This is a genomic window from Amycolatopsis sp. NPDC004747, from assembly GCF_053601335.1.
On the sequence record NZ_JBSGBQ010000017.1, the window covers coordinates 154,894 to 177,336 of the forward strand.

The following is a 22,443-nucleotide window of genomic DNA, read 5'->3' on the forward strand; positions in this document are numbered from 1 at the left end:
GAATCTCTGCAATCGGCTACCTTGGGTCGGGAGATCGGGGGTTGCGATGAAGAAGCTCTTCTGGGCGGCTGGTCTGGGCCTGCTGCCGTGGATCGCGGTACTGGGGATGACGCTGCCGGACGTCGTGGCGGCGCAGCACTGGCGGCTGGCCTGGACCGGCTTCGACGCGGCGGAGGCGCTCGGCCTGCTGCTCACCGCCTGGCTGCTGGGCCGCGGCGACGCGCGGACGCCGCTGGTCGCGACGGCCACGGCCACGCTGCTGCTGGCCGACGCCTGGTTCGACGTCGTGACGGCCGGCGACGACGTCGTGTTTTCGCTGCTCATGGCCGATCTGGAGGTGCCGCTGGCGCTGGCCTGCCTGTCGATCGCCGTGCCGCGGCCGGTGCCGGCGCATGTCTGAGCTGGACGCGCGGCTGCGCGACGAGATCGACGACCAGGTCGCCGAAGCCCTGGACGCCTACCTCGCCGAGCGGACCCCGCGACGGCACCGGCGCGCGTGGCCGGTGGTGGTGACGGTGGCACTGGGGGTCGTCACCACCTGGCTGGACCCGGGCGTGGCCTGGGTTGCGTGGCTCGCGATCGGGGTCACGAACGTCGGCTGGCTGGTGGTCGTGCGGGGTGAAGCGGGGTAGCACTCACCCCTCACGACGCCAGGCGGAAGCGCACTGTCTGGCCCGGCCGCAGCTGGGCCGCCAGGTCGAGGTCCTCCTCCTCGACGACGGCGATCACCGGGTAGCCGCCGGTCGTCGGGTGGTCGGCGTGGAACAGGATCGGCCGGCCCGACGGCGGCACCTGCAGCGATCCCGGTACGCACGCCTCGGACGGCAGTTCGTCGTGGCGCGCGCGGGACAGCGCCGGCCCGGTCAGCCGGATGCCGACGCGGTCCGAGTCCGGTGACACCGTGTACACAGTGGACAGCAGTTCGTCCGGCGCGGTGAACCAGTCGCGGCGCGGGCCCGGCGTCACGCGCAACACCGGTTCGGACGGCAACGCCGCCCGGGGCGCGAGGTCCACGACGGGAAACTCCCGCGGCGCCGGGCCGATCGGCAGCAGCATCCCGGCCGTCACCGGGGGCGGGCCGAGCTTCCCGAGCGTGTCCGTCGCCCGGGAGCCGAGCACCGGTGGCACGTCGATCCCGCCGCGCACCGCGACGTAACACCGCAGTCCCGACACCGCCGTGCCCAGCGCCAGTTCTTCCCCGGGCCACAACGTGATGGGCCCGTTCGGCCGGCCCTTCGAAAGCGGGCAGGCGGCGCCGGTGACCGCCACCGTCGTCACGGCCGACGCGCGCAGCACCAGCCCGCCGAGCGTGACCTCCAGGGCGGCGGCCCCGGAAGGGTTCCCGACGAGCCGGTTGGCCAGCCGGAACGACCCGCGGTCGGCCGCGCCGGAGCGGCCGACGCCGAGGGCCGCGTGGCCCGGGCGGCCGAGGTCCTGCACCGTCGTCGCGAACCCCGGCCGGATGACTTCGAGCTTCACGGCGTCACCGCCTCGAACCGCACGCGCGTACCCGGCGGCAGCAGGTTCGGCGGGTCGCGCTCGACGTCCCACACCGGCGCGTCCGTCCGGCCCAGCAGCCGCCAGCCGCCGGGGGACGCGCTCGGGTAGACCGCGCTGTACTCGCCGGCGATCGCCACCGAGCCCGCGGGGATCCGGGTGCGCGGCGACGGACGGCGGGACACGTGCAGCACGGGATCCGAGCCGGTCAGGTAGGCGAACCCGGGCGCGAAGCCGCAGAACGCCGAGACGTACGTCCCCGCCGTGTGCCGCGCGATCAGTGCAGCCACGCTCAGCCCGGTCTCCTCGGCGACCTCGGCGAGGTCTTCGCCGTCGTAGACCACCGGGAGCACCACCTCACCGGCACCGCTCGCCACACTGTCCACAGGGGACACTTCACGCAACAGGGCGCCCAGCCGTTCCGCGTTCGTCACCGACGGGTCGAAGCGGACCAGCAGCGTCCGCGCCGCCGGGACCAGCTCCTCCACCCCGTCCAGGTCCAGGCGGGACACCGCCGCCTGAAACCCCAGCACGTCGGTGGTCTCCACCAGCACCGCGCGCCGCCCGCTCGGCAGCAACCGGACGGTCATCCGGTGAACGCGCCGAGCTGGATGCCCGCTTCGCTCAGCGCCGCTTCGATCCGCCGGGCCAGCTCGACCGCCCCCGGCGTGTCCCCGTGCACGCACAGGGAATCCGGGCGCAGCTCCAGCTTCTTGCCGTTCTCCGTCACGACGCCGCCGGTCGCCATGCCGACCGCGCGCTCGGCCACCAGGTCGGCGTCGTGCAGGACCGCGCCCGGCTGTCCGCGGGGGACGAGCTTGCCGCTCGCGGTGTACGCCCGGTCCGCGAACGCCTCGGCGTACGCCACCACCCCGGAGGCCTCCGCCTGCCGCTGCATCTCCGAGTCGGGCAGGCAGAGCAGCGCGAGCGCGGGGTCGTACCGGCGCAGGCCCTCGACGATCGCGGCCGCCTGCTCGGCGTCCACCGCCGCGGTGTTGTACAGCGCGCCGTGCGGCTTCACGTACGTCACGCGGCTGCCCGCCGCGCGCGCGAACGCGTCGAGCGCGCCGATCTGGTAGAGCACTTCGTCCGCCAGCTCCCCCGGTGCGATGGCGAGCGCGCGCCTGCCGAAGCCGGCCAGGTCGCGGTAGCCGACGTGCGCGCCGATCGCGACGCCGCGTTCGGCCGCCAGCTCGCACACCCGCCGCATCACCGACGGGTCGCCGGCGTGGAAGCCGCACGCGATGTTCGCGCTGGTCACGATGTCGAGCATGGCTTCGTCGTCGCCCATCTTCCAGGCGCCGAAGCCCTCGCCGAGGTCGCTGTTCAGGTCCATTTCAGCCCACCCGGTATTCGCTGTCGTACCGATCGGTGATGAACATGTACCCCGGTGCGTGGGTGATCGCAAAGGGGGGCCGCGACGCCATCAGCGCCGCCTGCGGCGTGACCCCGCAGGCCCAGAACACCGGGACGTCACCCGGCTCCGCCGCCACCGGGTCGCCGAAGTCCGGCCGGGACAGGTCGTCGATGCCCAGTGCGCGCGGGTCGCCGATGTGCACCGGGCCGCCGTGCACGGCCGGCATCGCGCGGGTGATCCGGATGGCGGCGTCGACCTGGTCCTCCGGGATCTGCCGCATCGAGACCACCAGCGGGCCGAACAGCCGCCCGGCGGGCTCGCACGGCCGGTTCGTCACGTACATCGCGACGTTGCGGCCCTGGTCGACGTGCCGCAGCGGGACGCCCTCGGCCGCCAGCGCCGTCTCGAACGTGAAGCTGCAGCCGATGGAGAAGGCGACCATGTCGCTGCGCCACAGGCCGGTGGCGTCCGAGACTTCGCCGGCGAGCACGCCGTTCTGCCAGATCCGGTAGCGCGGCAGGTCGGTGCGCAGGTCCGCGCCTTCGGCGAGCCTGGTGGCCGGGTCGCCGGGGTCGGTGACGTCGAGCAGCGGGCACGCCTGCGGGTTGCGGGTGCAGAACAGCAGGACGTCGTAGGCCCAGTCCTCGGGCACGGCGATCAGGTTGGTCTGGGTGAAGCCGTTGGCCCAGCCGGTCGTGGGGTGGGCGGTGCCGGTGCGGAACGCCGCCCTGGCCTGGGCCGGGGTGTAGGTGGCCGGTTCGTCGAAGGTCGTCATTCCGCCTCCTCAGTCCACGAGTTCGATACCGCGGGTTTCCGGCAGCCCGAGCAGGGCCAGCACCGCGATGCCGTATCCCAGCGCGCCGAACACGATCGCGCCGCCCGCACCGAGGAAGCCGACGATGGTCGGGAAGATCGCCCCGACTGCGCGGCCGAAGTTGTACGTGAAGCCCTGCCCGGTGCCGCGCAGCGCGGTCGGGTACAGCTCGGCGAGGAACGCGCCGAAGCCGCTGAAGATCGCGGACATCGAGAAGCCGAGCGGGAAGCCGAGCACCAGCACGAGGCCGTTGGCGCCCTTGGGGATCTGGGTGTACGCGACGATCAGCGCGGCCGAGAGCAGCGCGAACGTCAGGAAGGTCTTCTTGCGCCCCAGCAGGTCGGTCAGGTAGCCGCCGCAGACGTACCCGACGAAGGCCCCGGTGATGAGGAACGCGAGGTAGCCGCCGGTGCCGATCACGGTCAGCTCGCGCGTCTTCTTCAGGTAGGACGGCAGCCACGTCGAGATCGTGTAGTACCCGCCCTGGACGCCGGTGGCCAGCAGCGCGGCGAAGAACGTCGTGCGCAGGAGGTCGCCCTTGAAGATCTGCGCGAGGGTGCCCTTCGGGCGTTCGGTCTTGAGCCGTTCTTCGGCGCGCGGCGCGTCCTGGACGCTCTTGCGGACCCACAGCACGAACAGCGCCGGGATGACGCCGGTCCAGAACATGATCCGCCAGGCCACGTCGTCGCCGGCCACGCTGAACACGACGGTGTAGACGATCACCGACAGGCCCCAGCCGACCGCCCACGCGCTCTGCACGAAGGCCACGGTCCGGCCGCGGTACTTCGCCTGCGAGTACTCGGCGACCAGAGCCGCACCGGCCGCCCACTCGCCGCCGAAGCCCAGGCCCTGCAGCGCGCGGAAGACCAGCAGCGTCTCGAAGTTGGGCGCGAAGCCGCAGAGCACGGTGAAGACCGTGTACATCGCGATGGTGATCTGCAGGGTCCGGACGCGGCCGATCCGGTCGGCCAGCATGCCGGCCCCGACCCCGCCGACGGCCGACACGACCAGCGTCGTCGTGCCGAGCAGGCCGGCTTCGCCGCTCGAAATGCCGAAGTACGCGGTGATCGCGGCCAAGCCGAGCGGCAGGGTCTGGTAGTCGAACGAGTCCAGGCCGTACCCGCCGAACGCGCCGGCGAAGGCGCGGCGGCCACGTTTGCCGAGCGTGCGGAACCAGTCGAACGGCCGAGCCTCGGTTGCGGTTGTGGCAGTCATGGGGCACCTCCTGGCCAGTGTCTCTCATCGTGGCGTGCCTCACACGGTAGGGATTGTTGAACAATTCCACAAGACGGCAATTGGATCGTCCTCTGAGTGGCGGGTATCCTCGGTCACGTGGTCATCGAAGACAGCGTCGTCCCGGGCCTGGAGGCCGACCGCGGCCTGGTCACGCGCAAGAGCACGGCCGAGCGGGTCGCCGGCGTCCTGCGCAAGCGCATCGCGGAGGGGTTCTTCCTGCCGGGCGGCCGGCTTTCGGAGCAGGACATCGGCAACGCGCTCGGCGTCTCCCGCAACACGCTGCGCGAGGCGTTCCGGCTGCTCACGCACGAGCGGCTGCTGGCACACGAGCTCAACCGCGGGGTCTTCGTCCGCATCCCGAGCGTCGAGGACGTCGTCGACATCTACCGGGTGCGCAAGATCATCGAGTGCGCCGCGGTCCGCGGGCTGAAGGCCAAACCGGCGTCCTTCGCGCGGATCAAGGAGAAGGTCGAGATCGGGGACGAGGCCGCGCGCACCGGCAACTGGAAGGACCTCGGCACCGCGAACGTCTGGTTCCACCAGGAGCTCGCCGCGCTGTCCGGCAGCGAGCGGGTGAACGAGCTGGTCGGCAGGCTGACCGCCGAACTGCGGCTGGTGTTCCACATCATGGCCGAGCCGCGGCGCTTCCACGAGCGCTACCTGCCGCGCAACCACGAAATCCTCGGCCGCATCGAGGCCGGCGACGGCCCGGGCGCGGAGCAGCTGCTGCTGAAGTACCTCGAAGACGCCGAGGAACAGCTGGTGGCCGCGTACGCCGACCGCGCCGAGGCGGCCCGCGCGGCCATCGCCGCGGAGTAGGTCCGTTCGGGCAGGGTTGGCGCCCGGACGGCCCGAGCACGAGCCGTTCGCGACACGCGGTCGATAGCCTCGGTGGCGGTTCCGCCGCCGGAGACCCCCAGCGGCAGGCGGGACCCCTCGCTGCCGGGTCGCCGCTTCCCCAGGGCCGCGGCCCGGCAGCCCAACCGCACGAAGGCCCGGCCGGAACCCCGGCCGGGCCTTCCTGGTGCCGGGGTCAGCCGGCGTAGCGGGCGAAGATCCTCGTGAAGTCCCACGCCTGCTGGGAAACACCGGAACAGGTGTCGTTGTTCGGGTACCCGCCGGGGCACGGGCGGTCGCGGTTCGCCGACCAGAACGTCAACCGGGCCAGGTGGTGCGCGTTCGCGTAGCCCAGGATCGTGGTGAAGTCGTCGAGCGTGACCGTCTCGTTGTTGTCGGTGATGCCGTTCATCGACGAGATGCCCATGTGCCGGTAGGCGGTGTCGTCGTCGTAGCCGTAGGCGCTCTTGACGACGTTCTTGAGGCCTTCGGCCGCCCGCTGGGTCAGCGTGCCCATGTTCTGGCCCGCGCCGCCGAAGTCGAACGGCATGATCACCCAGCCGTCGACCGTGAGGCCGCTCTGCGCCGCCCGGTTGACCAGGCTGTTGTCCGGTCCGGACTGACCGGTGCCGAAGGTGACGTAGACCTTGATGCCCGGGTTGTTCGCCCGGACCGTCTTGAGCGCGTCGACCGTGCGCTGCTGCACCGTCGGGTTGCTGTAGGCGTCGGCCTCGATGTCGATGTCGATCGCCTTGAGGCCGTAGGCGTTGATCACCTTCTGGTAGGCCGCGGCCAGCTCGCCCGCGCTGCCGCAGGAGGACTCCAGCTTGTTGCCGGAGTAGCCGCCGAACGACGGGATGACGTCGCCGCCGCCCGCGCGGACGGTGTTGATCGTGCCCTGGTCGACGCCGCCGGTGAGCGCCCGGCCGCCGTCCCACTGCGGGTTGCAGTAGCCGTTGGAGAGGACGAAGGCCAGCGTGAACCACTTGACGCCGGTGGCGTTCTGGATCGTCGCCGGGCTGGGCGGGTCGCCCCAGCCGTTGTAGAGGTACGGTGCCACGGCCATCACGCCCGGACCGGGCGGCGGCGTGGTGCCGCCGCTGGGCAGCGTCCACTGCTGGTTGGCCGTGCTCGCGCACGTCCAGATCTGCAGCCGGGTGCCGTTGGCGCTGGAGTTGCCGGTGGCGTCGAGGCACTTGCCGGAGCCGGTGTTGACCAGGTTCTTCGCCGAGTTGGCCGTCCACTTCTGGGCGGTGGAGCCGTTGCAGTCCCAGAGCTGGACCGTGGTGCCGTTCGCCGTGCCGGCGCTGGTGACGTCGAGGCACTTGCCCAGCGCCTGCAGGGAACCGTCGCTGCCGACTGTCCACTGTTGAGCGTTGGTACCGTTGCAGTCGTAGAGCTGGACGGCTGTTCCGTTGGCGTTGCTCGCCGCGGCGACGTCGACGCACTTGCCGGCGATGCCGGTGATCGGGCCGGTCGCCGCCTGCGCGACACCCGGGGCGATCACCAATGCCGACGCTGCTGCCGCGAGAGCACCGAATGCTGCGAGTTTCTTCATGCGGGCACGTTCCACTTCTGGTTGGCGGCGCCGGTGCAGGTCCAGATCTGCAGCCGGGTGCCGTTGGCGCTGGTGTTGCCGGTCGCGTCGACGCACTTGTTCGAGCCCGCGCCGACGAGGTCCTTGGCCGCGGTGGCCGCCCACCGCTGGTTGGCCGTGCCGCCGCAGTCCCACAGCTGCAGCTGGGCACCGTCCGCTGTGGACTGTCCGGTGACGTCGAGGCACTTGCCGAGCGCCTTCATGGTTCCGTCGGTGCCGACCGTCCACTGTTGCGCGCCCGAGCCGTTGCAGTCGTAGAGCTGGACCGCGGTGCCGTTGGCGCTGTTCGCGCCGGCGACGTCGACGCACTTGCCGCCCAGGCCGGTGATCGGGCCGGTCTTGCCCGTGGTACCGCCGTTGCCCTGGGTGCCGTTCCAGGTGAACGTCGCCGACGTGCGGCCGGGCAGCGTGTAGGTGAACGACGAGTTGCCCCAGTTCACGCGGACGCTCTGGTTGCCGGTGCCGGAGTTGTACGCGATGAGCGCCTTGGAGCCGTCCGGGTTCTTCCAGGCGACGTTGCGGACGGCCGAGCTGTCGTTCGAGTCGATCCGGTACGCGCCCGGCTTCACGAACTTCGTCAGGTGACCCATCGTGTAGTACTCGACGGTGTAGTCCACCTGCCCGCTGCGCGAGTCTCCGTTGTGGACGGTGATCAGGCCGGTGCAGGTGCCGCAGCCGCCGTTGTGCGGGCCCATGTTCTGGTCGACGCCGAGGCTCCACTTGACGAAGCTCTTCGACCAGTTCCGGGTGTAGTCGACGATGTTGTTCATGTCCTCGGCCTGCTGGTTCGAGATCCAGGTGCCGCCGGAGTGCTCGGTCGAGTAGGCGTTGACGTTCGGGTACTGGTTGTGCGTGGTCGTCTGCTGCCCGATGTCACCGCCGTAGCCGTGCCAGGCCACGCCGCCGAAGTTCGGGTGGTTGCGGATCGCCGAGTCGTCCAGGGTGGGCGCGCCGTAGGAGGCGTAGGTGTCCCAGTTCCAGTCCAGCGCGAGGACCTTTGTGGACAGTCCGGCGTTCTGGAGTGCCGGCAGCAGGTTGTTCTTCGCGAAGTACGCCAGGCCGGCGCCGTTCCAGTTGGTCGAGGGGTAGCTCGAGCAGCACGTCGGCTCGTTCTGCATCGAGACGTAGTCGATCGGCACGCCCGCGTCCCGGTAGGCCTGGAGGTACTTGACGAAGTACTGCGCGTAGGCCGGGTAGTACTGCGATTCGACCCAGCCGAGCAGATAGCTGTCGTTGTCCTTCATCCACGGCGGCGCGCTCCACGGCGACGCCATCACCTTGGCCTGCGGGTTGAGCTGCTTGGCCTGCTTGGTCAGCGGCAGCACGTCGGCCTGGTCGTGGGCGATCGAGAAGTGCGTCAGGTTCGGGTCGGTCTGGCCGGCCGGCATGTCGTCGAAGGTGTAGCTGTAGCGGGCCAAGTCGGACGCGCCGAGCGGGTTGCGGATGAAGCTCAGCCCGATGCCGTTGTTCGGATCGAACAGCTTGCGCATGGTGTCGTCGCGAGTGGACTGGGACAGCGCGCCGCTGGAGTTCATCAGCCAGGCCGCGGTGTCCGTGAAGGACGCTCCGCCGCCTTCGAACTGCTGGTAGGTCGTGTTTTCGTTGACGTTGATGGTCACGCCACCGCTGCCGGTGCCGGCGGCGAACGTCACCGGCGTCTGCTGCTGGAGGCCGCGGGTGACCTGGCGGCCGCCGGCGTCGCTGGTCGTGGTGAGCCAGACGTTGACCGTCTCGCCCGCGGCCTGCGCGGGTACGGCGAAGGTGGCCGCGGTGAGCGCTACCGCGGCTGTCGCCGCGAAGAGAGAACGCTTTCTCATGGCAGAGTCCACTTCTGGTTCGCGCCGGACCCGCAGGTCCAGATCTGGAGCCGGGTGCCGTTGGCGCTGGAGTTGCCGGTGGCGTCGAGGCACTTGCCGGAGCCGGCGTTCACGAGGTTGTTCGCCGAGTTGGCCGTCCACTTCTGGGCGGTGGAGCCGTTGCAGTCCCAGAGTTGTGTCGGTGTGCCGTTCGCGGTGCCCGCGCTGGTGACGTCGAGGCACTTGCCGAGTGCTTTCACGGTCCCGTCGCTGCCGACTGTCCACTGTTGAGCGTTGGTGCCGTTGCAGTCGTAGAGCTGGACCGCGGTGCCGTTGGCGCTGTTCGCGCCGGCGACGTCGACGCACTTGCCGCCGATGCCGGTGATCGGGCCGGCGTTCTGCGTGGGCGGTGTCGTGGTGCCGCCGGCGAACTGCGTGGCGACCTGCTCGCCGAGGCTGACCGCGTTGGCGTGGTTCTCGATCGGGTTGACGTGCGTGTTCGGGAACACGATGTACGTCACCGGGCCTTCGGTGCCGCCGTTCTTCGGGTCGGGGTTGATGCCGAGGCTGACGGCGGTGGCGTAGGAGGCCTCGCCGATGATGCTCGTCGGACCGGTGTCACCGACCACGGCGTAGGTGACCTGGTTGTTGTAGATCACCGCCACGACCGAGCCGCCGTCGATCCCGTAGTTGCGGTAGTCCCAGGTGGACGTCGGCTGCGGGAGGACGATGTACGGCAGCTGCGCCGCGTTGAGCGGCTGGTCGGTCGAGGTGTGGAACGCGGTGTCGGGGTAGAAGCAGCAGTCGGTGTTCTCGTTGCACTGCGTGGTGCGGACCCCGTCGCAGTCGATGTCCATGTCGGCCTTGAAGAACACCGCGCCGTTCGCCTGGCAGACGGGCACCGTGGCCGCGCCGCCTTCGTCGAAGGAATACTTTCCGTTGGAGATCTGTTGGCAGGACTGGGTTTTGGCGAGCAGCTGGCTCGCCGACGGACCGGCGTCCACAGCCGCCTGAGCGGATCCGTTCGTGAGGAAGGAAAGCGCTAACAGGGCACACCCCATTAGCGCGACGAGGAATCGCCGCACTGGGTTTCTCCTTCATGGGTCGTGAGTGGTAAGGCGGGTTAGAACCCGCCTTACCACTCACGAGGGCGTGGGGTCAGGGAGTGGTCCACTTCTGGTTGGCGGTGCCGCCGCAGGTCCAGATCTGCAGGCGGGTGCCGTTCGCGCTGGAGTTTCCGGTGGCGTCGAGGCACTTGTTCGCGTTGGGGTTGACGATGTCCTTGGCGCCGGTCACGACCCATTGCTGGGCGCCGGTGCCGTTGCAGTCGTAGAGCTGCACCGCTGTCCCGTCCGCGGTGCCCGCGCCGCTCACGTCCATGCACTTGCCGAGGGCGCGGATGGTGCCGTCGGTGCCGATGGTCCAGCTCTGCGCCGCGTTGCCGTTGCAGTCGGTGATCTGGATCGGCGTGCCGTTGGCGGTGTTCGCGCCGGCGACGTCGACGCACTTGCCGCCGATGCCGGTGATGGTGCCGGTCCGGCCACCGCCCTGGCTCGAGCTGTTGGTCACGTGCACGTAGTCGACGATCAGCTGCTGCGGGAACTGCGTGCTGCTGTTGGGGTCGCCGGGCCAGTACCCGCCGACGGCGAGGTTGAGGATGATGAAGAAGTTGTGGTCGTAGACCCAGCGGTTGCCGTTGAGGTCCGACGGCGTGCGCGTCTGGTAGAGGTTGCCGTCGACGTACCACTTGATCTGGTTGGGTGCCCAGTCGACGGCGTAGGTGTGGAAGTCGTCGGAGAAGTTCGGGCCGTTGTAGGCGGCGCCGATGCCGCCGGAGCCGGAGTAGCCGGGGCCGTGGATGGTCCCGTGCACGGTGTTCGGTTCGAAACCGACGTTCTCCATGATGTCGATTTCGCCGTCGGTGGGCCAGTTCCCGCCGCCGAGCATCCAGAAGGCGGGCCACATGCCTTGGCCGCGCGGGAGTTTCATGCGCGTCTCGAAGTGACCGTAGGCCTGGCTGAACTTGCCGGCGGTGTTCATCCGGGCGGAGGTGTACTCGCAGCGGCCGTACCAGCAGTTGTAGTTGCCGGGGTTTTCCTTCTTGGCGGTGATGACGAGGTGGCCCTGGCCGTCGAGCTGGGCGTTGTTGGTGCCGGAGGTGTAGTACTGCCGTTCGTGGTTGTTGACGTTGTCGCCGGTCTCGAGCTGCCACTTCGACCCGTCGACGGCGGCGCCCGTGGGGCCGTTGAAGTCGTCGGTGAAGGTGGCCGCTGCTTCCGCCGGGGCCATCGTTAGGGCTTGCTGCCCGAGCAGGAGCAGCGAGCAGGCGGCGAGGAGTGCCGCCCAGCGGTTCTTTTTGGAGGTGGACATCGTTGTCGCCTCTTTCACCGTGGGGAACGGCGTTCCGCGCGCAGCACGGAACGCGGGGAGGGGGAGGTGGCCTCGCATGCCGGGGCGGCGGCAGGCGCGACCGATCAGCCGCCGCTCGCGGTCCTGGGCGGGGTCGGACTTGGCGAGCGTCGGTGGGCGCTTTGTTGTGTCTGGCAACAAAGTATGCATGGTCCAGACAAGCCGGGCAACCGTTGGGTGGTCATTTTTTTTCAACCCGAATTAAGGGGTGGTTGAGGGTGTCACCCGGGTGAGGGAGGTCGGCGGGGTGGCGGCTTCGTCCACAAGTGGGCTGGGGTGTGGACAAGGTGGGCCGGGTGGGGGTTTGGCGCGGCTTTGTGTCGGGTGGGGGCGATACGCTGGAGCGGGGATGGACCCCCTGGGAGGGTGGGTCCTGCTGGGCGGGTGGATCCTGCTGGGTGCCCCGCTCAGTGGGACACAGCGTGGTGTTCGAGCTGTGATCCGATTCTGTTCGCGTTCTTCTGGCACCCCGAAGCCGTCATTGTGACTACGGCCGGCGGCACCGCGTCAAGGCGGGAAAGCGTGCCTTGACCCGGCGCCGCCGGCCGTGTTGGGGCTTCGGATCGGGGTGCCGGGGGAGTCTGGGTGCTCGTCGGTGCCCGTTTTCGTGTCCGCTGCACGTCGAGCAGTTGGTGAGGGGCGGCTTGCGCCGCGGTGGGGCCGCCGCTGCCCGCTACATCCGGCCCGAACCGGCCTGCTGTACCCGGCCCGAGCCGGCCCGCTGCACCCGGCCCGAACCGGTCTGCTGCGCCCGGCGGGAGCTGGCCTGCTGCGCCCGGCCCGAGCCGGCCCGCTGCACCCGGCCCGAACAGGTCTGCTGCGCCCGGCCGGAGCTGGCCTGCTGCGCCCGGCCGGAGCCGGCCTGCTGCGCCCGGCCCGAACCGGCCTGCTGCGCCCGGCCCGAGCCGGTCTGCTGCACCCGGCCCGAACCGGCTCTCAAGCCGCGTCCGAGTTCGGGGCTCCCGGCTTGGCCAGCCTTGATGTCGCTCCCTGCTCCAGCAGGTCCGCCACCGGCAGCGTCGCCGCGCCCGTGGCCACCGCGTCCAGGCCCAGCGATCCCAGCTGGATCGATGTCTGGCTGAACGGGTGCCGCAGCGCGTGCTCGCCCGCCGTCTCGCGGATGCGGGGTAGCAGCTGCTCGCCCAGGGCCAGTCCCGCCCAGCCGCCGATCACTATGCGCTCCGGGTTGAACAAGTTGATCAAGTTCGCGATGCCCGCGCCCAGGTAGCCCGCCGTTTCGTCGAGGACCCGGGCCGCCGTCTTCGACTTCGAAGCCGCCGACAGCAGCGCCGAGAACTGGGCCTGCTCGTCCTCGCCCGTGATGTCCTTCCCCCGCGCCCGGCGGTAGCGCGCCAGGACCGCCCCCGCGCCGATGTACGCCTCCAGGCACCCCCGCGCGCCGCAGCGGCACTCCTGGCCGCCGTACGCGATCGTCGTGTGGCCCCACTCGCCCGCGCTGCTCGTCGACCCGCGGTACGTCGTGCCGTCCGTCACCACCGCCGCCCCGACGCCCGAGCCGATCAGTGCGATCACCGCGTGGCGGGCTCCGCGGCCCGCGCCGAACCACATCTCCGCCTGGCCTTGGGTCTTCGCGCCGTTGTCCACGAACAGCGGCAGGCGGACGCCGGCGTCCGCCAGCAGGGACGCGAACGGCACCCCGTCCCAGCCGACCGTCGGGGCGTGGACCAGCACCCGCGCCCCCTGCTCGACCGTGCCCGGCACGCCGATGCCGACCCCCAGCACGGCCGATTCGTCGATCCCCGCGCTCGCGAACACCTCCCTGAGCCCGGACGTCACCTGCTCGACCGCGGTCGCCGGGTCCGGCGCCTTCGGGAGCGGGTGCTCGACCGTCGCCAGGCGGTTCATCGCCAGGTCGAACAGCTCGACCTTGACCCCCGTCTCCCCGATGTCGACGCCCGCGACGTGCCCGTACGCCGGGTCCACGCGCAGCAGCACCCGGGGGCGGCCGCCGTCCGACTCGACCTGGCCGGCTTCGGTGATCAGGCGTTCTTCGCCCAGTTCGGCGGTCACGTTGCTCACCGTGGCGGCACTCAATCCGGTGAGCTGGCTGAGTTCGTGCCTCGACAGCGGGCCGTCGAAGTACAGTTTCGACAGCAGCAGGGATCGGTTGTGCCGCCGCAGATCGCGGACGGTGGTGCGCTTGCTCGCCATGGGCAACCCATCTAACTTCTTACCGGCTTACGGACAGGATGCCCGATCGCCATAAGTTGTGGCTATGTATTAAGTGGTGAACTAAGTCCCGAACCCATGGTGGCGGGGCCGCGGTCTGGCAGAATCCTCCCGGTGACCCAGGTGGTGCGCCAGACGACCCGTGACCTCAGGCGGCACAACCGCGCGGCGCTGCTCTCCTCGCTCTACCTCCGCGGTCCCGTCAGCAGACTGGAACTGGTAGCTGAATCGGGACTGTCGGCCGCCACCGTTACGAACGTCGTCTCCGAGCTCATCGCCGACGGCGTCGTCGCCGAGGCCGGATCGGTCGAATCGGACGGCGGGCGGCCGCGGACGCTGCTGGCGGTGCGGCCCGGGTTCGGGCACGTCGTGGGGGTGGACGTCAGCGAAACGCACGTCGAAGTCGGCCTCTTCGACTTCGCGCTCGGCACCCCCGGCACCGTGCGCCACCCGCTGGTCGGCACCCGGCTCGACCCGGACGAAGTGGCCGGTCTGGTGCGCACCGGCATCGCCGAAGTGCTCGAAGGCGGCGATCCGGACGCGGTCTTCGGCGTCGGCATCGGCGTGCCGGGCGCGGTCCGCGACGGCGGGATCGTGCACGCGCCCACCCTCGGCTGGCAGGGCGTGAACTTCGCCGAGCTGATTCACCCGCACATCGAAGCGCCCCTGCACCTGGACAACCGCGCGCGCACGCTCGGGCAGGCCGAGGCCTGGCGGGGCGCCGGCCGGGGCGCCGAACGCGCCATCGTCGCCCTGCTCGGCGTCGGCGTCGGGGCCGCCGTCGCGACGGCCGGGCGGTCGCACCCCGGCATCACGACCAGCGAGTGGGGCCACACCGTCGTCAAGGCGGCCGGCGCGGCCTGCCGGTGCGGCTCACACGGGTGCCTGGAGGCCTACGTCGGCACCGAGGCGGTCGTCCGCCACTACGCCGTCCGCGTCGGCAAGGAACCGGTCATCGGGGACGAAAGCGACGGCGAGCTGGCCCGGATCGTCGAGGAGGCGGCCGCCGGCGGGCCGGCCGCCGACGTGCTCGCCGAGACCGGCGAGTACCTGGGCATCGGCATCGCCAACCTGATCAACCTGCTCAGCCCCGATCGGGTGGTGCTTTCCGGCTCGGCCGGGGCGATCATGGGACCGGCGATCCTGCCCGCGGTGCGCGACGCCGTCGGCCGGCACGCGCTGGACTACCTGGCCGAGCGCACCGAGGTCGTCCTCGGCACGCTCGGACCGGAGGCGGTCGCGCTCGGCGCGGCCACCCTGCCGATCGCCCAGCTGCTGGCGAACGGCGGTCGCACCGGCTGAAACCCTTGCCTCGCAAGGAGTAGTTCGATCAACTGGTTCAGACCGCCAGTTCTTTCAGTACTTAAACTTAGGCACAAAAAGTTACCGCCGTGTTATTGACGTGACCGGAGTCACCCGGGTTGACTTCGGGACGTCGTTCGGTCGCCGGCGGTCGGGGCTCGCTACCAGTCGACAGCACGCAAGTCGTCGATGACCAGGAGGAACCGATGCGAGTCAAGCGCTCCATCGTCGCAGCGCTAGTAGCCATCACCGCCTTGAGCGGGCTCACGGCGTGCTCGGGCGGCAGCTCCAACGCCGCCCAGGGCAACCCGGACTCCGTGCTCAACGTCGGGAAGCCGGACGGTCCGCAGGCGGAGAACAACAACCCGTTCCTGGAGACCTCGGCCCTGTCGAACATGGGCTACCGGTGGATGATCTACGAACCCCTGGCCATGCACAACCGCGTCAAGCCCCAGGACCCGGCGAAGCCGTGGCTGGCCACCAAGTGGGACTGGTCGGACAACTTCAAGAAGCTGGTCTTGACCGTCCGTGACGGCGTCAAGTTCTCCGACGGCCAGCCGATGACCGCCGAGGACGTCGCATACACCTTCCAGCTGCTGCGCGACAACAAGGCGCTGAACGTCGACGCCGTCCCGTACAAGGACATCACCGCGGCCGGCAACCAGGTCACCCTGGGCTTCGACAACTCGCAGTTCGTCAACCAGGTCAAGATCCTGCAGACGCTCGTGGTGCCGAAGCACGTCTGGAAGGACGTCAAGGACCCGGCGCTCGACCTGGTGAAGAACCCGATCGGCACCGGCCCGTACACGCTCAAGTCGGCCACCCCGCAGACGATGATCGTCGTGCGGCGCGACAGCGGCTACTGGCAGGAAGCGCCGAAGGTCAAGGAGATCCGCTACACCTCCTACACCGACAACAACGCGCAGGTCAGCGCCCTGGTCAACGGGGCGGCCGAGTGGAGCTTCGTGTTCATCCCGAACTACAAGGCCGTCTACACCAACAAGGACCCGCAGCACTACAAGCTGTGGTTCCCCGCGCAGCTGGCCGTGCACGGCCTGTGGTTCAACACCGAGAAGGCGCCGTGGAACGACGCGAAGCTGCGCCAGGCGGTCAACAAGGTGATCAACCGCGACGACATCTTCAACCAGGGTGAGGCCGGCTACTTCTACCCGAAGAACGACCAGGTGACCGGTATCCCGACGCCGGCGGGCGACCCGTTCATCGCGCCGGAGTACAAGGGCAAGTCGGTCCAGGTCGACGTCGCGGGCGCGAAGTCGCTGCTGACCGGTGCCGGCTACAAGTTCACCGGCGACAAGCTGGCCGACCCGAGCGGCAAGCCGGTCACCATCAAGCTCACCGTCCCGTCCGGCTGGTCGGACTACATCACCGACCTGGAGATCATCAAGGACAACCTGGCCCAGATCGGCATCACGGCCACGGTCGAGAAGATGAACCAGGACGCCTGGATGAAGTCGGTCGACACCGGTGACTTCGAGGGCCTGATGCACTGGACCAACGACGGGCAGACGCCGTACGACATGTACCGCGACGTCATGGACGGCAACCGCTACAAGCCGACCGGCCAGGGCGGCATCAACGGCAACTACGGCCGCTACAAGAACGACGACGCGACCAAGGCGCTCGAGACCTACGCGAACGCCGAGGACGACGCTGCCCGGACCGCGGCCATGGCGACGCTGCAGAAGATCATGATCGAGCAGCAGCCGATGATCCCCACGTCGGCGGCCAACTCCGGCGGCGAGTACAGCACGAAGAACTGGGTCGGCTGGCCGGACGACGCCAACCCGTACGCGCCGGCCCAGCCGACGCTGCGCAACGCGCTCGACATCGTCCTGCACCTCAAGCCCGCGGCCTGACGATGGCGGATTCAGCTGTGACGACCGAGCAGTCCCCCTCCGACCCCGTCGCCGTCGGGTCGGAGGGGGACCTCCCCGTGGTCCTCGAGGCCGCGGGCCTCACCAAGCACTTCCCGGTCCGGCGTCGGGGCCGGGCCGCCCTGACCGGTCCCCGGCGCAGCATCCAGGCCGTCGACGACGTCACCTTGACGCTCCGCCGCGGCCGCGTCACCGCGCTGGTCGGCGAGTCCGGCTCGGGCAAGTCGACGGTCGCGCGCCTGCTCGCCGGCCTCTACCCGCGCACCGGCGGCGACATCCGGCTGCACGGCGAGACGGTGAACGTCAAGCACGGCAGGGCGTTCCGGGCCTACGCCCGGCAGGTCCAGATGATCTTCCAGGACCCGTTCGCGTCGCTGAACCCGGTGCACACCGTGCGCTACCACCTGACGCGGGCGCTGAAGATCCACGGCCGGGCCGGCGAAGACCTCGAGAAGTCGCTGCACGAGCTGCTCGCCCGCGTCCAGCTGACCCCGCCCGAGCGGTACATCGACAAGTTCCCGCACGAGCTGTCCGGCGGCCAGCGCCAGCGCGTCGCCATCGCGCGGGCGCTGGGCGCCGACCCGGAGGCGCTGCTGGCCGACGAGCCGGTGTCCATGCTGGACGTCTCCATCCGGCTCGGCGTGCTGAACCTGCTGCGCGACCTCAAGGAACGCCTGCACCTGGCGATCCTGTACATCACGCACGACATCGCGTCCGCCCGCTACTTCGCCGACGAGACGATGGTGATGTACGCGGGCCGGATGGTCGAAGGCGGCGACAGCGAAACCATCACCCAGCGGCCGGCGCACCCGTACACCCGGCTGCTCATCGAATCCGCTCCCGACCCGGACCGGATCGCGGGTGGTGCCGACCCCGCCGAGACGCCGGCCGAACGCGGGGCCGGCGAACCGCCGAGCCTGATCGACCCGCCGTCGGGCTGCCGGTTCCACCCGCGCTGCCCGGTCGCGATGGAGCGGTGCAGGACCGACCTGCCGCCGCGGTTCGACGTCGGCGACGCACCCGGGCACTGGGCCGCGTGCTGGCTCTACGACGGAGCCGCCCGATGAGGTTCCTGCTGCAACGGTTCGCCTTTTACGTCTTCACCGCGTGGGCCGCCGTCACCATCAACTTCTTCATCCCGAGGCTGATCCCGGGCGACCCGGTGCAGTCGCTGATCGCCAAGAACCAGGGCATGATCAGCGCCGAAGCGATGCAGTCGCTGTACGTCCTGTTCGGACTCGACAAGAACGAAAGCCTGATCTCCCAGTACTTCGACTACTGGGGCCAGCTCTTCCGCGGCGACCTCGGCATCTCGTTCACGTTCTTCCCGACGCCGGTGTCCGACCTGCTGACCGACAGCCTGCCGTGGACGATCATCCTGGTCGGCATCACCACGGTCGTCGGCTTCGCGATCGGCACCGGGCTCGGCGTGGTCGCCGGCTGGAAGCGCGGCTCGTGGGTCGACGGCCTGCTGCCGGTGACGACGTTCCTGTCGTCGATCCCGTACTTCTGGCTCGGCCTGATCGCGCTGACGCTGCTGGCCGGCCCGGGCAGCTTCTTCCCGTCGTCCGGCGGCTACGACCCGGGCACCGTGCCCGGGTGGGACGGCTCGTTCATCGGCAGCGCGATCCAGCACAGCCTGCTGCCCGCGCTGACCATCCTGATCAGCTCGATGGGCAGCTGGATCCTGGGCATGCGGAACATGATGGTCACCGTGGCGTCGGAGGACTACGTCACCGTCGCGCACGCCAAGGGCCTGCCCGAGCGCCGGGTGATGGTCGGGTACGCCGCGCGGAACGCGCTGCTGCCCAGCGTGTCCGGCTTCGCGCTGGCGCTGGGGTTCATCGTCGGTGGCACGCTGCTGGTGGAGATCGTGTTCTCCTACCCCGGCGTCGGCTACCAGCTGTTCCAGGCCGTCGGCTCCCAGGACTACCCGCTGATGCAGGGCATCTTCCTGATCATCACCCTGTCGGTGCTGGTGGCGAACCTGTTCGCCGACGTCGCCTACCTCGCACTCGACCCGCGCACCCGGAAGGAGGGCTGACATGGCCGTACCCGCGGCGGACGTCAAGGCCGCCCAGGCCCTCCCGCTCGAAGCGGTCGCCCGGCGGCGCCGCTTCCGGTTCCTCACCGGCGGCAAGACCGTCACCGGTGTCGCCGTCATCGGCTTCTTCCTGGTGATCGCGATCATCGGCGACTGGATCGCGCCGTACGACCCGTCGGCGCGCAGCAGCGATCTGCTGGAAGCGCCGTCGGGCCGGCACTGGTTCGGCACCACCCACCTCGGCCAGGACATCTTCAGCCAGGTCGTGGTCGGCACCCGCAGCGTCATGCTGGTCGGGCTGGCCGCCGGGATCGTGGCGACGATCCTCGCGGTGATCGTCGGCGTGACGTCCGGGTACCTCGGTGGCACGCCCGGCGAAGGCCTCTCGGCACTGTCCAACGTGTTCCTGGTGATCCCGGCGCTGCCGCTGATCATCATCATCGGCAGCGCGGTGCCCACCGGCGGCGACATCCTGGTGGCGGTGATCATCGGCTTCACGTCGTGGGCGTGGGGTGCCCGGGTGCTCCGGGCGCAGACGCTGTCACTGAGAGGCCGCGAATACGTCGAAGCCGCCCGGGCGACCGGCGAATCGACCTGGCGGATCATCTTCTTCGAGATCCTGCCGAACCTGACCGCGGTGATCGCGTCCAGTTTCGTCGGCACGGTCATCTTCGCCGTGATGTCGGAGATCACCCTCGCGTTCGTCGGCGTCTCCGGGCTGTCCAACTGGAACTGGGGCACGATCCTGTTTTGGGCGCAGAGCCAGCAGGCGCTGGCCCAGGGCGCGTGGTGGTGGTTCGTGCCGGCCGGGCTGGCGATCGCCATCCTCGGCACGGCGTTGTCCCTGCTCAACTTCGGCATCGACGAGTTCGTCAGCCCGCGGCTGCGCGGCAGCGGGAAGGCCCGCGTGCGCGGCGCCGACGGGAAGACGCATCGCATGCGCGTGGGCTTCACGCCCGTGCTCGGGCGGGAGGAAACGCCGTGATGGATCCGGTGCTGGAGATCAAGGGCCTGGACGTCGACTACGGCGTCGGCGACGAGGCCGTGCGCGCGGTCCGGGACGTGCACCTGACGCTGCACCGCGGCGAAGTCCTCGGCCTGGCCGGGGAAAGCGGCAGCGGGAAGTCCACGTTGGCCTACGGGCTGACCCGGCTGCTCGCGCCGCCGGGCGTCATCCGCGGCGGCGAGGTGATCTACCACCCCGCGGACGGCGAGCCCTACGACGTCCTGAAACTGACGGACAAGCAGCTGCGTGACTTCCGGTGGGCGGAAACGTCCATCGTGTTCCAGGGCGCGATGAACTCGCTGAACCCGGTGCACAAGGTGGTCACGCAGCTGGTCGACGTCATCAAGGCGCACGAGCCGCGGACGACGAAGGCGGGCCGGATCGCCCGGGCGAAGGACCTGCTCAAGCTGGTGGGGATTTCGGCCGACCGGCTGGAGGCGTACCCGCACCAGCTGTCCGGCGGCATGCGGCAGCGGGTGATGATCGCGATGGCGCTCGCGCTCGAACCGCGGATCGTCATCATGGACGAGCCGACCACCGCGCTCGACGTCGTCATGCAGCGGCAGATCCTCGGCCAGCTGGTGGAACTGCGGGAACGGCTGGGCTTCTCGGTCCTGTTCATCACGCACGACCTTTCGCTGCTGGTGGAGTTCTCGGACCGGATCGCGATCATGTACGGCGGCCGGATCGTCGAGCAGGCGCCGGCGGCGGACCTCTACCGGGACGCGCTGCACCCGTACAGCCACGGCCTGCTGAACTCGTTCCCCGCACTGCGCGGGCCACGGCGAGAGCTGGCCGGGATCCCGGGATCGCCGCCGGACACCCGCGGGATGCCGTCCGGCTGCGCGTTCCACCCGCGGTGCCCCAAGGCTTTCGAGCCGTGCCCCGACCGCGTGCCGCTGCTGGGCACCCCCGGCGACCCGGCGCGCGAAGTGGCGTGCTGGCTGCACCCCGTCGCCACTGCATGACCGCCGGTGTCCGATACCCCTGGAGGAGAGCCGCCTTGACCGAGACCACAGCCGCGACCGCCGAGCAGCAGGCGCTGATCGACACCCTGCCGCCGGACTTCCGCTGGGGCGTGGCCACCGCCGCGTACCAGATCGAAGGCGCGGTCTCCGAGGACGGCCGGACACCGTCCATTTGGGACACCTTCTGCCGGGAGCCGTGGGCGATCGACAACAACGACACCGGTGACGTCGCCTGCGACCACTACCACCGGATGCCGTCGGACATCGAGCTGGTGCGCTCGCTCGGCGCCGACACCTACCGGTTTTCCGTGGCGTGGCCCCGGGTCCAGCCGCACGGCCGCGGCGGCGTCAACGAGGCGGGCATCGGGTTCTACGACCGGCTCGTCGACGAGACGCTGAGCCGCGGCATCACGCCGTGGCTGACGCTGTACCACTGGGACCTCCCGCAGGAGCTGGAGGACGCCGGCGGCTGGCCGGCGCGCGACACGGCGTACCGGTTCGCGGACTACGCGATGCTGGTGTTCGACCGGCTCTCCGACCGGGTGCGGCACTGGACGACGCTGAACGAGCCGTGGTGCTCGGCGATGCACGGGTACGTGCACGGCGTGATGGCGCCGGGCCGCCGTGACTACGCGGCGGGGCTGCACGCGGTGCACCACCTGCTGCTCGGCCACGGGCTGGCGGTGCAGCGCATGCGCGAGGCCGCCCCGGCGGACACGCAGTTCGGCATCACGCTCAACATGTGCACGGCCGACCCGGCGACGGACTCCCCGGAGGACGTGCGCGCGGCGCGCCAGGCCGACGGCCTCGGCGTCCGGATCTACCTGGACCCGCTGGTCCACGGCCGCTACCCGGCCGACGTCGTCGACGACCTGGCCGCCCGCGGCGTCCGCCTCCCGGTCCAGGACGGCGACCTCGACGTGATCTCCGCCCCGCTGGACTTCCTGGGCGTGAACTACTACTTCGGCCAGCAGTTTTCGGGCGTGGACGACGCGGGGTCGGCCGTCGACGCGGACGGCGTCCCGGCGTCCCGGGTGATCCCGTTCGGCGAGCCGACGACGGCGATGGGCTGGGAGATCCTGCCGGGCAAGTTCACCGAGCTGCTGACCCGCTTGGGCCGCGACTACCCGGGCCTGCCGATGTACATCACCGAGAACGGCTCGGCGTTCGACGACGACCCCGACTCCACCGGCTACGTGCGTGACGACGGACGCACGGCGTACCTGGCCTCGCACATCGCGGCCGTTGCGGCGGCCCGCCAGGCGGGGGCGGACGTGCGCGGGTACTTCGCCTGGTCCCTTTTGGACAACTTCGAGTGGGCGTACGGGTACGCGAAGCGGTTCGGGTTGATCCGGGTGGACTACGAGACGCAGGAGCGGACGATCAAGCAGAGCGGGTACTTCTACCGCGACACTGTCCGGCGGGTCCGCGGCAGCTGACCTTTCGGCGGTAGGGCGCACCCCACCGGAGCGGGGGTGGTGCGCCCCATGGTCCG

At 70.1% G+C, this 22,443-nt stretch carries 21 protein-coding genes; 10 read left to right on the forward strand and 11 right to left on the reverse strand.

The genetic code is table 11. The features are described from left to right. The first annotated feature begins 46 nt into the window (after window positions 1-46). On the forward strand, window positions 47-400 hold the full coding sequence (locus ACWEGE_RS27050) for a hypothetical protein (protein ID WP_449663237.1): 354 nt from the start codon (window positions 47-49) through the stop codon (window positions 398-400). Continuing rightward, window positions 393-632, forward strand: coding sequence for a hypothetical protein (locus tag ACWEGE_RS27055; RefSeq protein WP_449663238.1), 240 nt, complete (start codon window positions 393-395; stop codon window positions 630-632). Before ACWEGE_RS27050 ends, ACWEGE_RS27055 begins: the two co-directional genes overlap by 8 nt. 10 nt (window positions 633-642) lie before the next feature. On the opposite strand, the gene ACWEGE_RS27060 is transcribed toward ACWEGE_RS27055, so the two are convergent. The 5 genes from ACWEGE_RS27060 to ACWEGE_RS27080 are packed head-to-tail and all read right to left on the reverse strand — an operon-like array spanning window position 643 to window position 4,883. After that, complete coding sequence (locus ACWEGE_RS27060) at window positions 643-1,479, reverse strand: 5-oxoprolinase subunit C family protein (RefSeq protein WP_449663239.1); 837 nt, start codon at window positions 1,477-1,479, stop codon at window positions 643-645. Continuing rightward, a complete protein-coding gene (locus ACWEGE_RS27065) occupies window positions 1,476-2,087 on the reverse strand; it encodes a 5-oxoprolinase subunit B family protein (protein WP_449663240.1) in 612 nt (203 codons plus the stop codon). Before ACWEGE_RS27065 ends, ACWEGE_RS27060 begins: the two co-directional genes overlap by 4 nt. Beyond that, entirely contained in the window at window positions 2,084-2,833 is a 750-nt protein-coding gene (locus ACWEGE_RS27070; protein ID WP_449663241.1) for a LamB/YcsF family protein, read from the reverse strand. The genes ACWEGE_RS27065 and ACWEGE_RS27070 overlap by 4 nt, the downstream gene beginning before the upstream one ends. A 1-nt stretch (window position 2,834) precedes the next feature. Continuing rightward, entirely contained in the window at window positions 2,835-3,629 is a 795-nt protein-coding gene (locus ACWEGE_RS27075) for a putative hydro-lyase (RefSeq protein ID WP_449663242.1), read from the reverse strand. Between the two features lie 9 nt (window positions 3,630-3,638). Beyond that, the gene (locus ACWEGE_RS27080) at window positions 3,639-4,883 is read right to left on the reverse strand and encodes an MFS transporter (protein ID WP_449663243.1); all 1,245 of its coding nucleotides are present in this window, start codon (window positions 4,881-4,883) and stop codon (window positions 3,639-3,641) included. Window positions 4,884-5,000: 117 nt separating this feature from the next. On the opposite strand from ACWEGE_RS27080, the gene ACWEGE_RS27085 reads away from it, so the two are divergent. Further along, a complete protein-coding gene (locus tag ACWEGE_RS27085) occupies window positions 5,001-5,723 on the forward strand; it encodes a GntR family transcriptional regulator (RefSeq protein ID WP_449663244.1) in 723 nt (240 codons plus the stop codon). Between the two features lie 214 nt (window positions 5,724-5,937). Here ACWEGE_RS27085 and ACWEGE_RS27090 read toward each other — a convergent pair whose 3' ends face one another. From ACWEGE_RS27090 to ACWEGE_RS27115, 6 genes are all read right to left on the reverse strand, one after another. After that, window positions 5,938-7,299 (reverse strand): ricin-type beta-trefoil lectin domain protein, encoded by a 1,362-nt coding sequence (locus ACWEGE_RS27090; RefSeq protein WP_449663245.1) that lies wholly within the window; start codon window positions 7,297-7,299, stop codon window positions 5,938-5,940. Then, a complete protein-coding gene (locus ACWEGE_RS27095) occupies window positions 7,296-9,155 on the reverse strand; it encodes a ricin-type beta-trefoil lectin domain protein (RefSeq protein WP_449663246.1) in 1,860 nt (619 codons plus the stop codon). The genes ACWEGE_RS27090 and ACWEGE_RS27095 overlap by 4 nt, the downstream gene beginning before the upstream one ends. Continuing rightward, entirely contained in the window at window positions 9,152-10,138 is a 987-nt protein-coding gene (locus ACWEGE_RS27100; protein ID WP_449663247.1) for a ricin-type beta-trefoil lectin domain protein, read from the reverse strand. The genes ACWEGE_RS27095 and ACWEGE_RS27100 overlap by 4 nt, the downstream gene beginning before the upstream one ends. A 154-nt stretch (window positions 10,139-10,292) precedes the next feature. Then, a complete protein-coding gene (locus ACWEGE_RS27105) occupies window positions 10,293-11,504 on the reverse strand; it encodes an RICIN domain-containing protein (RefSeq protein WP_449663248.1) in 1,212 nt (403 codons plus the stop codon). Window positions 11,505-12,216: 712 nt separating this feature from the next. Beyond that, window positions 12,217-12,483, reverse strand: coding sequence for a hypothetical protein (locus ACWEGE_RS27110; RefSeq protein WP_449663249.1), 267 nt, complete (start codon window positions 12,481-12,483; stop codon window positions 12,217-12,219). Further along, complete coding sequence (locus tag ACWEGE_RS27115; protein WP_449663250.1) at window positions 12,480-13,715, reverse strand: ROK family transcriptional regulator; 1,236 nt, start codon at window positions 13,713-13,715, stop codon at window positions 12,480-12,482. Before ACWEGE_RS27115 ends, ACWEGE_RS27110 begins: the two co-directional genes overlap by 4 nt. A gap of 132 nt (window positions 13,716-13,847) precedes the next feature. Here ACWEGE_RS27115 and ACWEGE_RS27120 point away from each other — a divergent pair, with 132 nt between their 5' ends. The 7 genes from ACWEGE_RS27120 to ACWEGE_RS27150 all read left to right on the forward strand — a co-directional run bounded on the left by ACWEGE_RS27120 (window position 13,848) and on the right by ACWEGE_RS27150 (window position 22,387). After that, window positions 13,848-15,035, forward strand: a complete 1,188-nt coding sequence (locus ACWEGE_RS27120; protein ID WP_449663251.1) for an ROK family transcriptional regulator — start codon at window positions 13,848-13,850, stop codon at window positions 15,033-15,035. A gap of 206 nt (window positions 15,036-15,241) precedes the next feature. After that, window positions 15,242-16,912 carry an ABC transporter substrate-binding protein gene (locus ACWEGE_RS27125; RefSeq protein WP_449663252.1) on the forward strand — a complete coding sequence of 557 codons (1,671 nt, stop codon included), beginning with the start codon at window positions 15,242-15,244 and terminating at the stop codon, window positions 16,910-16,912. Window positions 16,913-16,929: 17 nt separating this feature from the next. Further along, window positions 16,930-17,997 (forward strand): ABC transporter ATP-binding protein, encoded by a 1,068-nt coding sequence (locus tag ACWEGE_RS27130; protein WP_449663253.1) that lies wholly within the window; start codon window positions 16,930-16,932, stop codon window positions 17,995-17,997. Next, window positions 17,994-18,974, forward strand: a complete 981-nt coding sequence (locus tag ACWEGE_RS27135) for an ABC transporter permease (protein ID WP_449663254.1) — start codon at window positions 17,994-17,996, stop codon at window positions 18,972-18,974. The genes ACWEGE_RS27130 and ACWEGE_RS27135 overlap by 4 nt, the downstream gene beginning before the upstream one ends. Before the next feature lies 1 nt (window position 18,975). Further along, entirely contained in the window at window positions 18,976-19,959 is a 984-nt protein-coding gene (locus tag ACWEGE_RS27140; RefSeq protein WP_449663255.1) for an ABC transporter permease, read from the forward strand. Continuing rightward, the gene (locus tag ACWEGE_RS27145; protein WP_449663256.1) at window positions 19,959-20,948 is read left to right on the forward strand and encodes an ABC transporter ATP-binding protein; all 990 of its coding nucleotides are present in this window, start codon (window positions 19,959-19,961) and stop codon (window positions 20,946-20,948) included. The genes ACWEGE_RS27140 and ACWEGE_RS27145 overlap by 1 nt, the downstream gene beginning before the upstream one ends. A gap of 35 nt (window positions 20,949-20,983) precedes the next feature. Then, the gene (locus tag ACWEGE_RS27150) at window positions 20,984-22,387 is read left to right on the forward strand and encodes a GH1 family beta-glucosidase (RefSeq protein WP_449663257.1); all 1,404 of its coding nucleotides are present in this window, start codon (window positions 20,984-20,986) and stop codon (window positions 22,385-22,387) included. Window positions 22,388-22,443 lie beyond the last annotated feature (56 nt).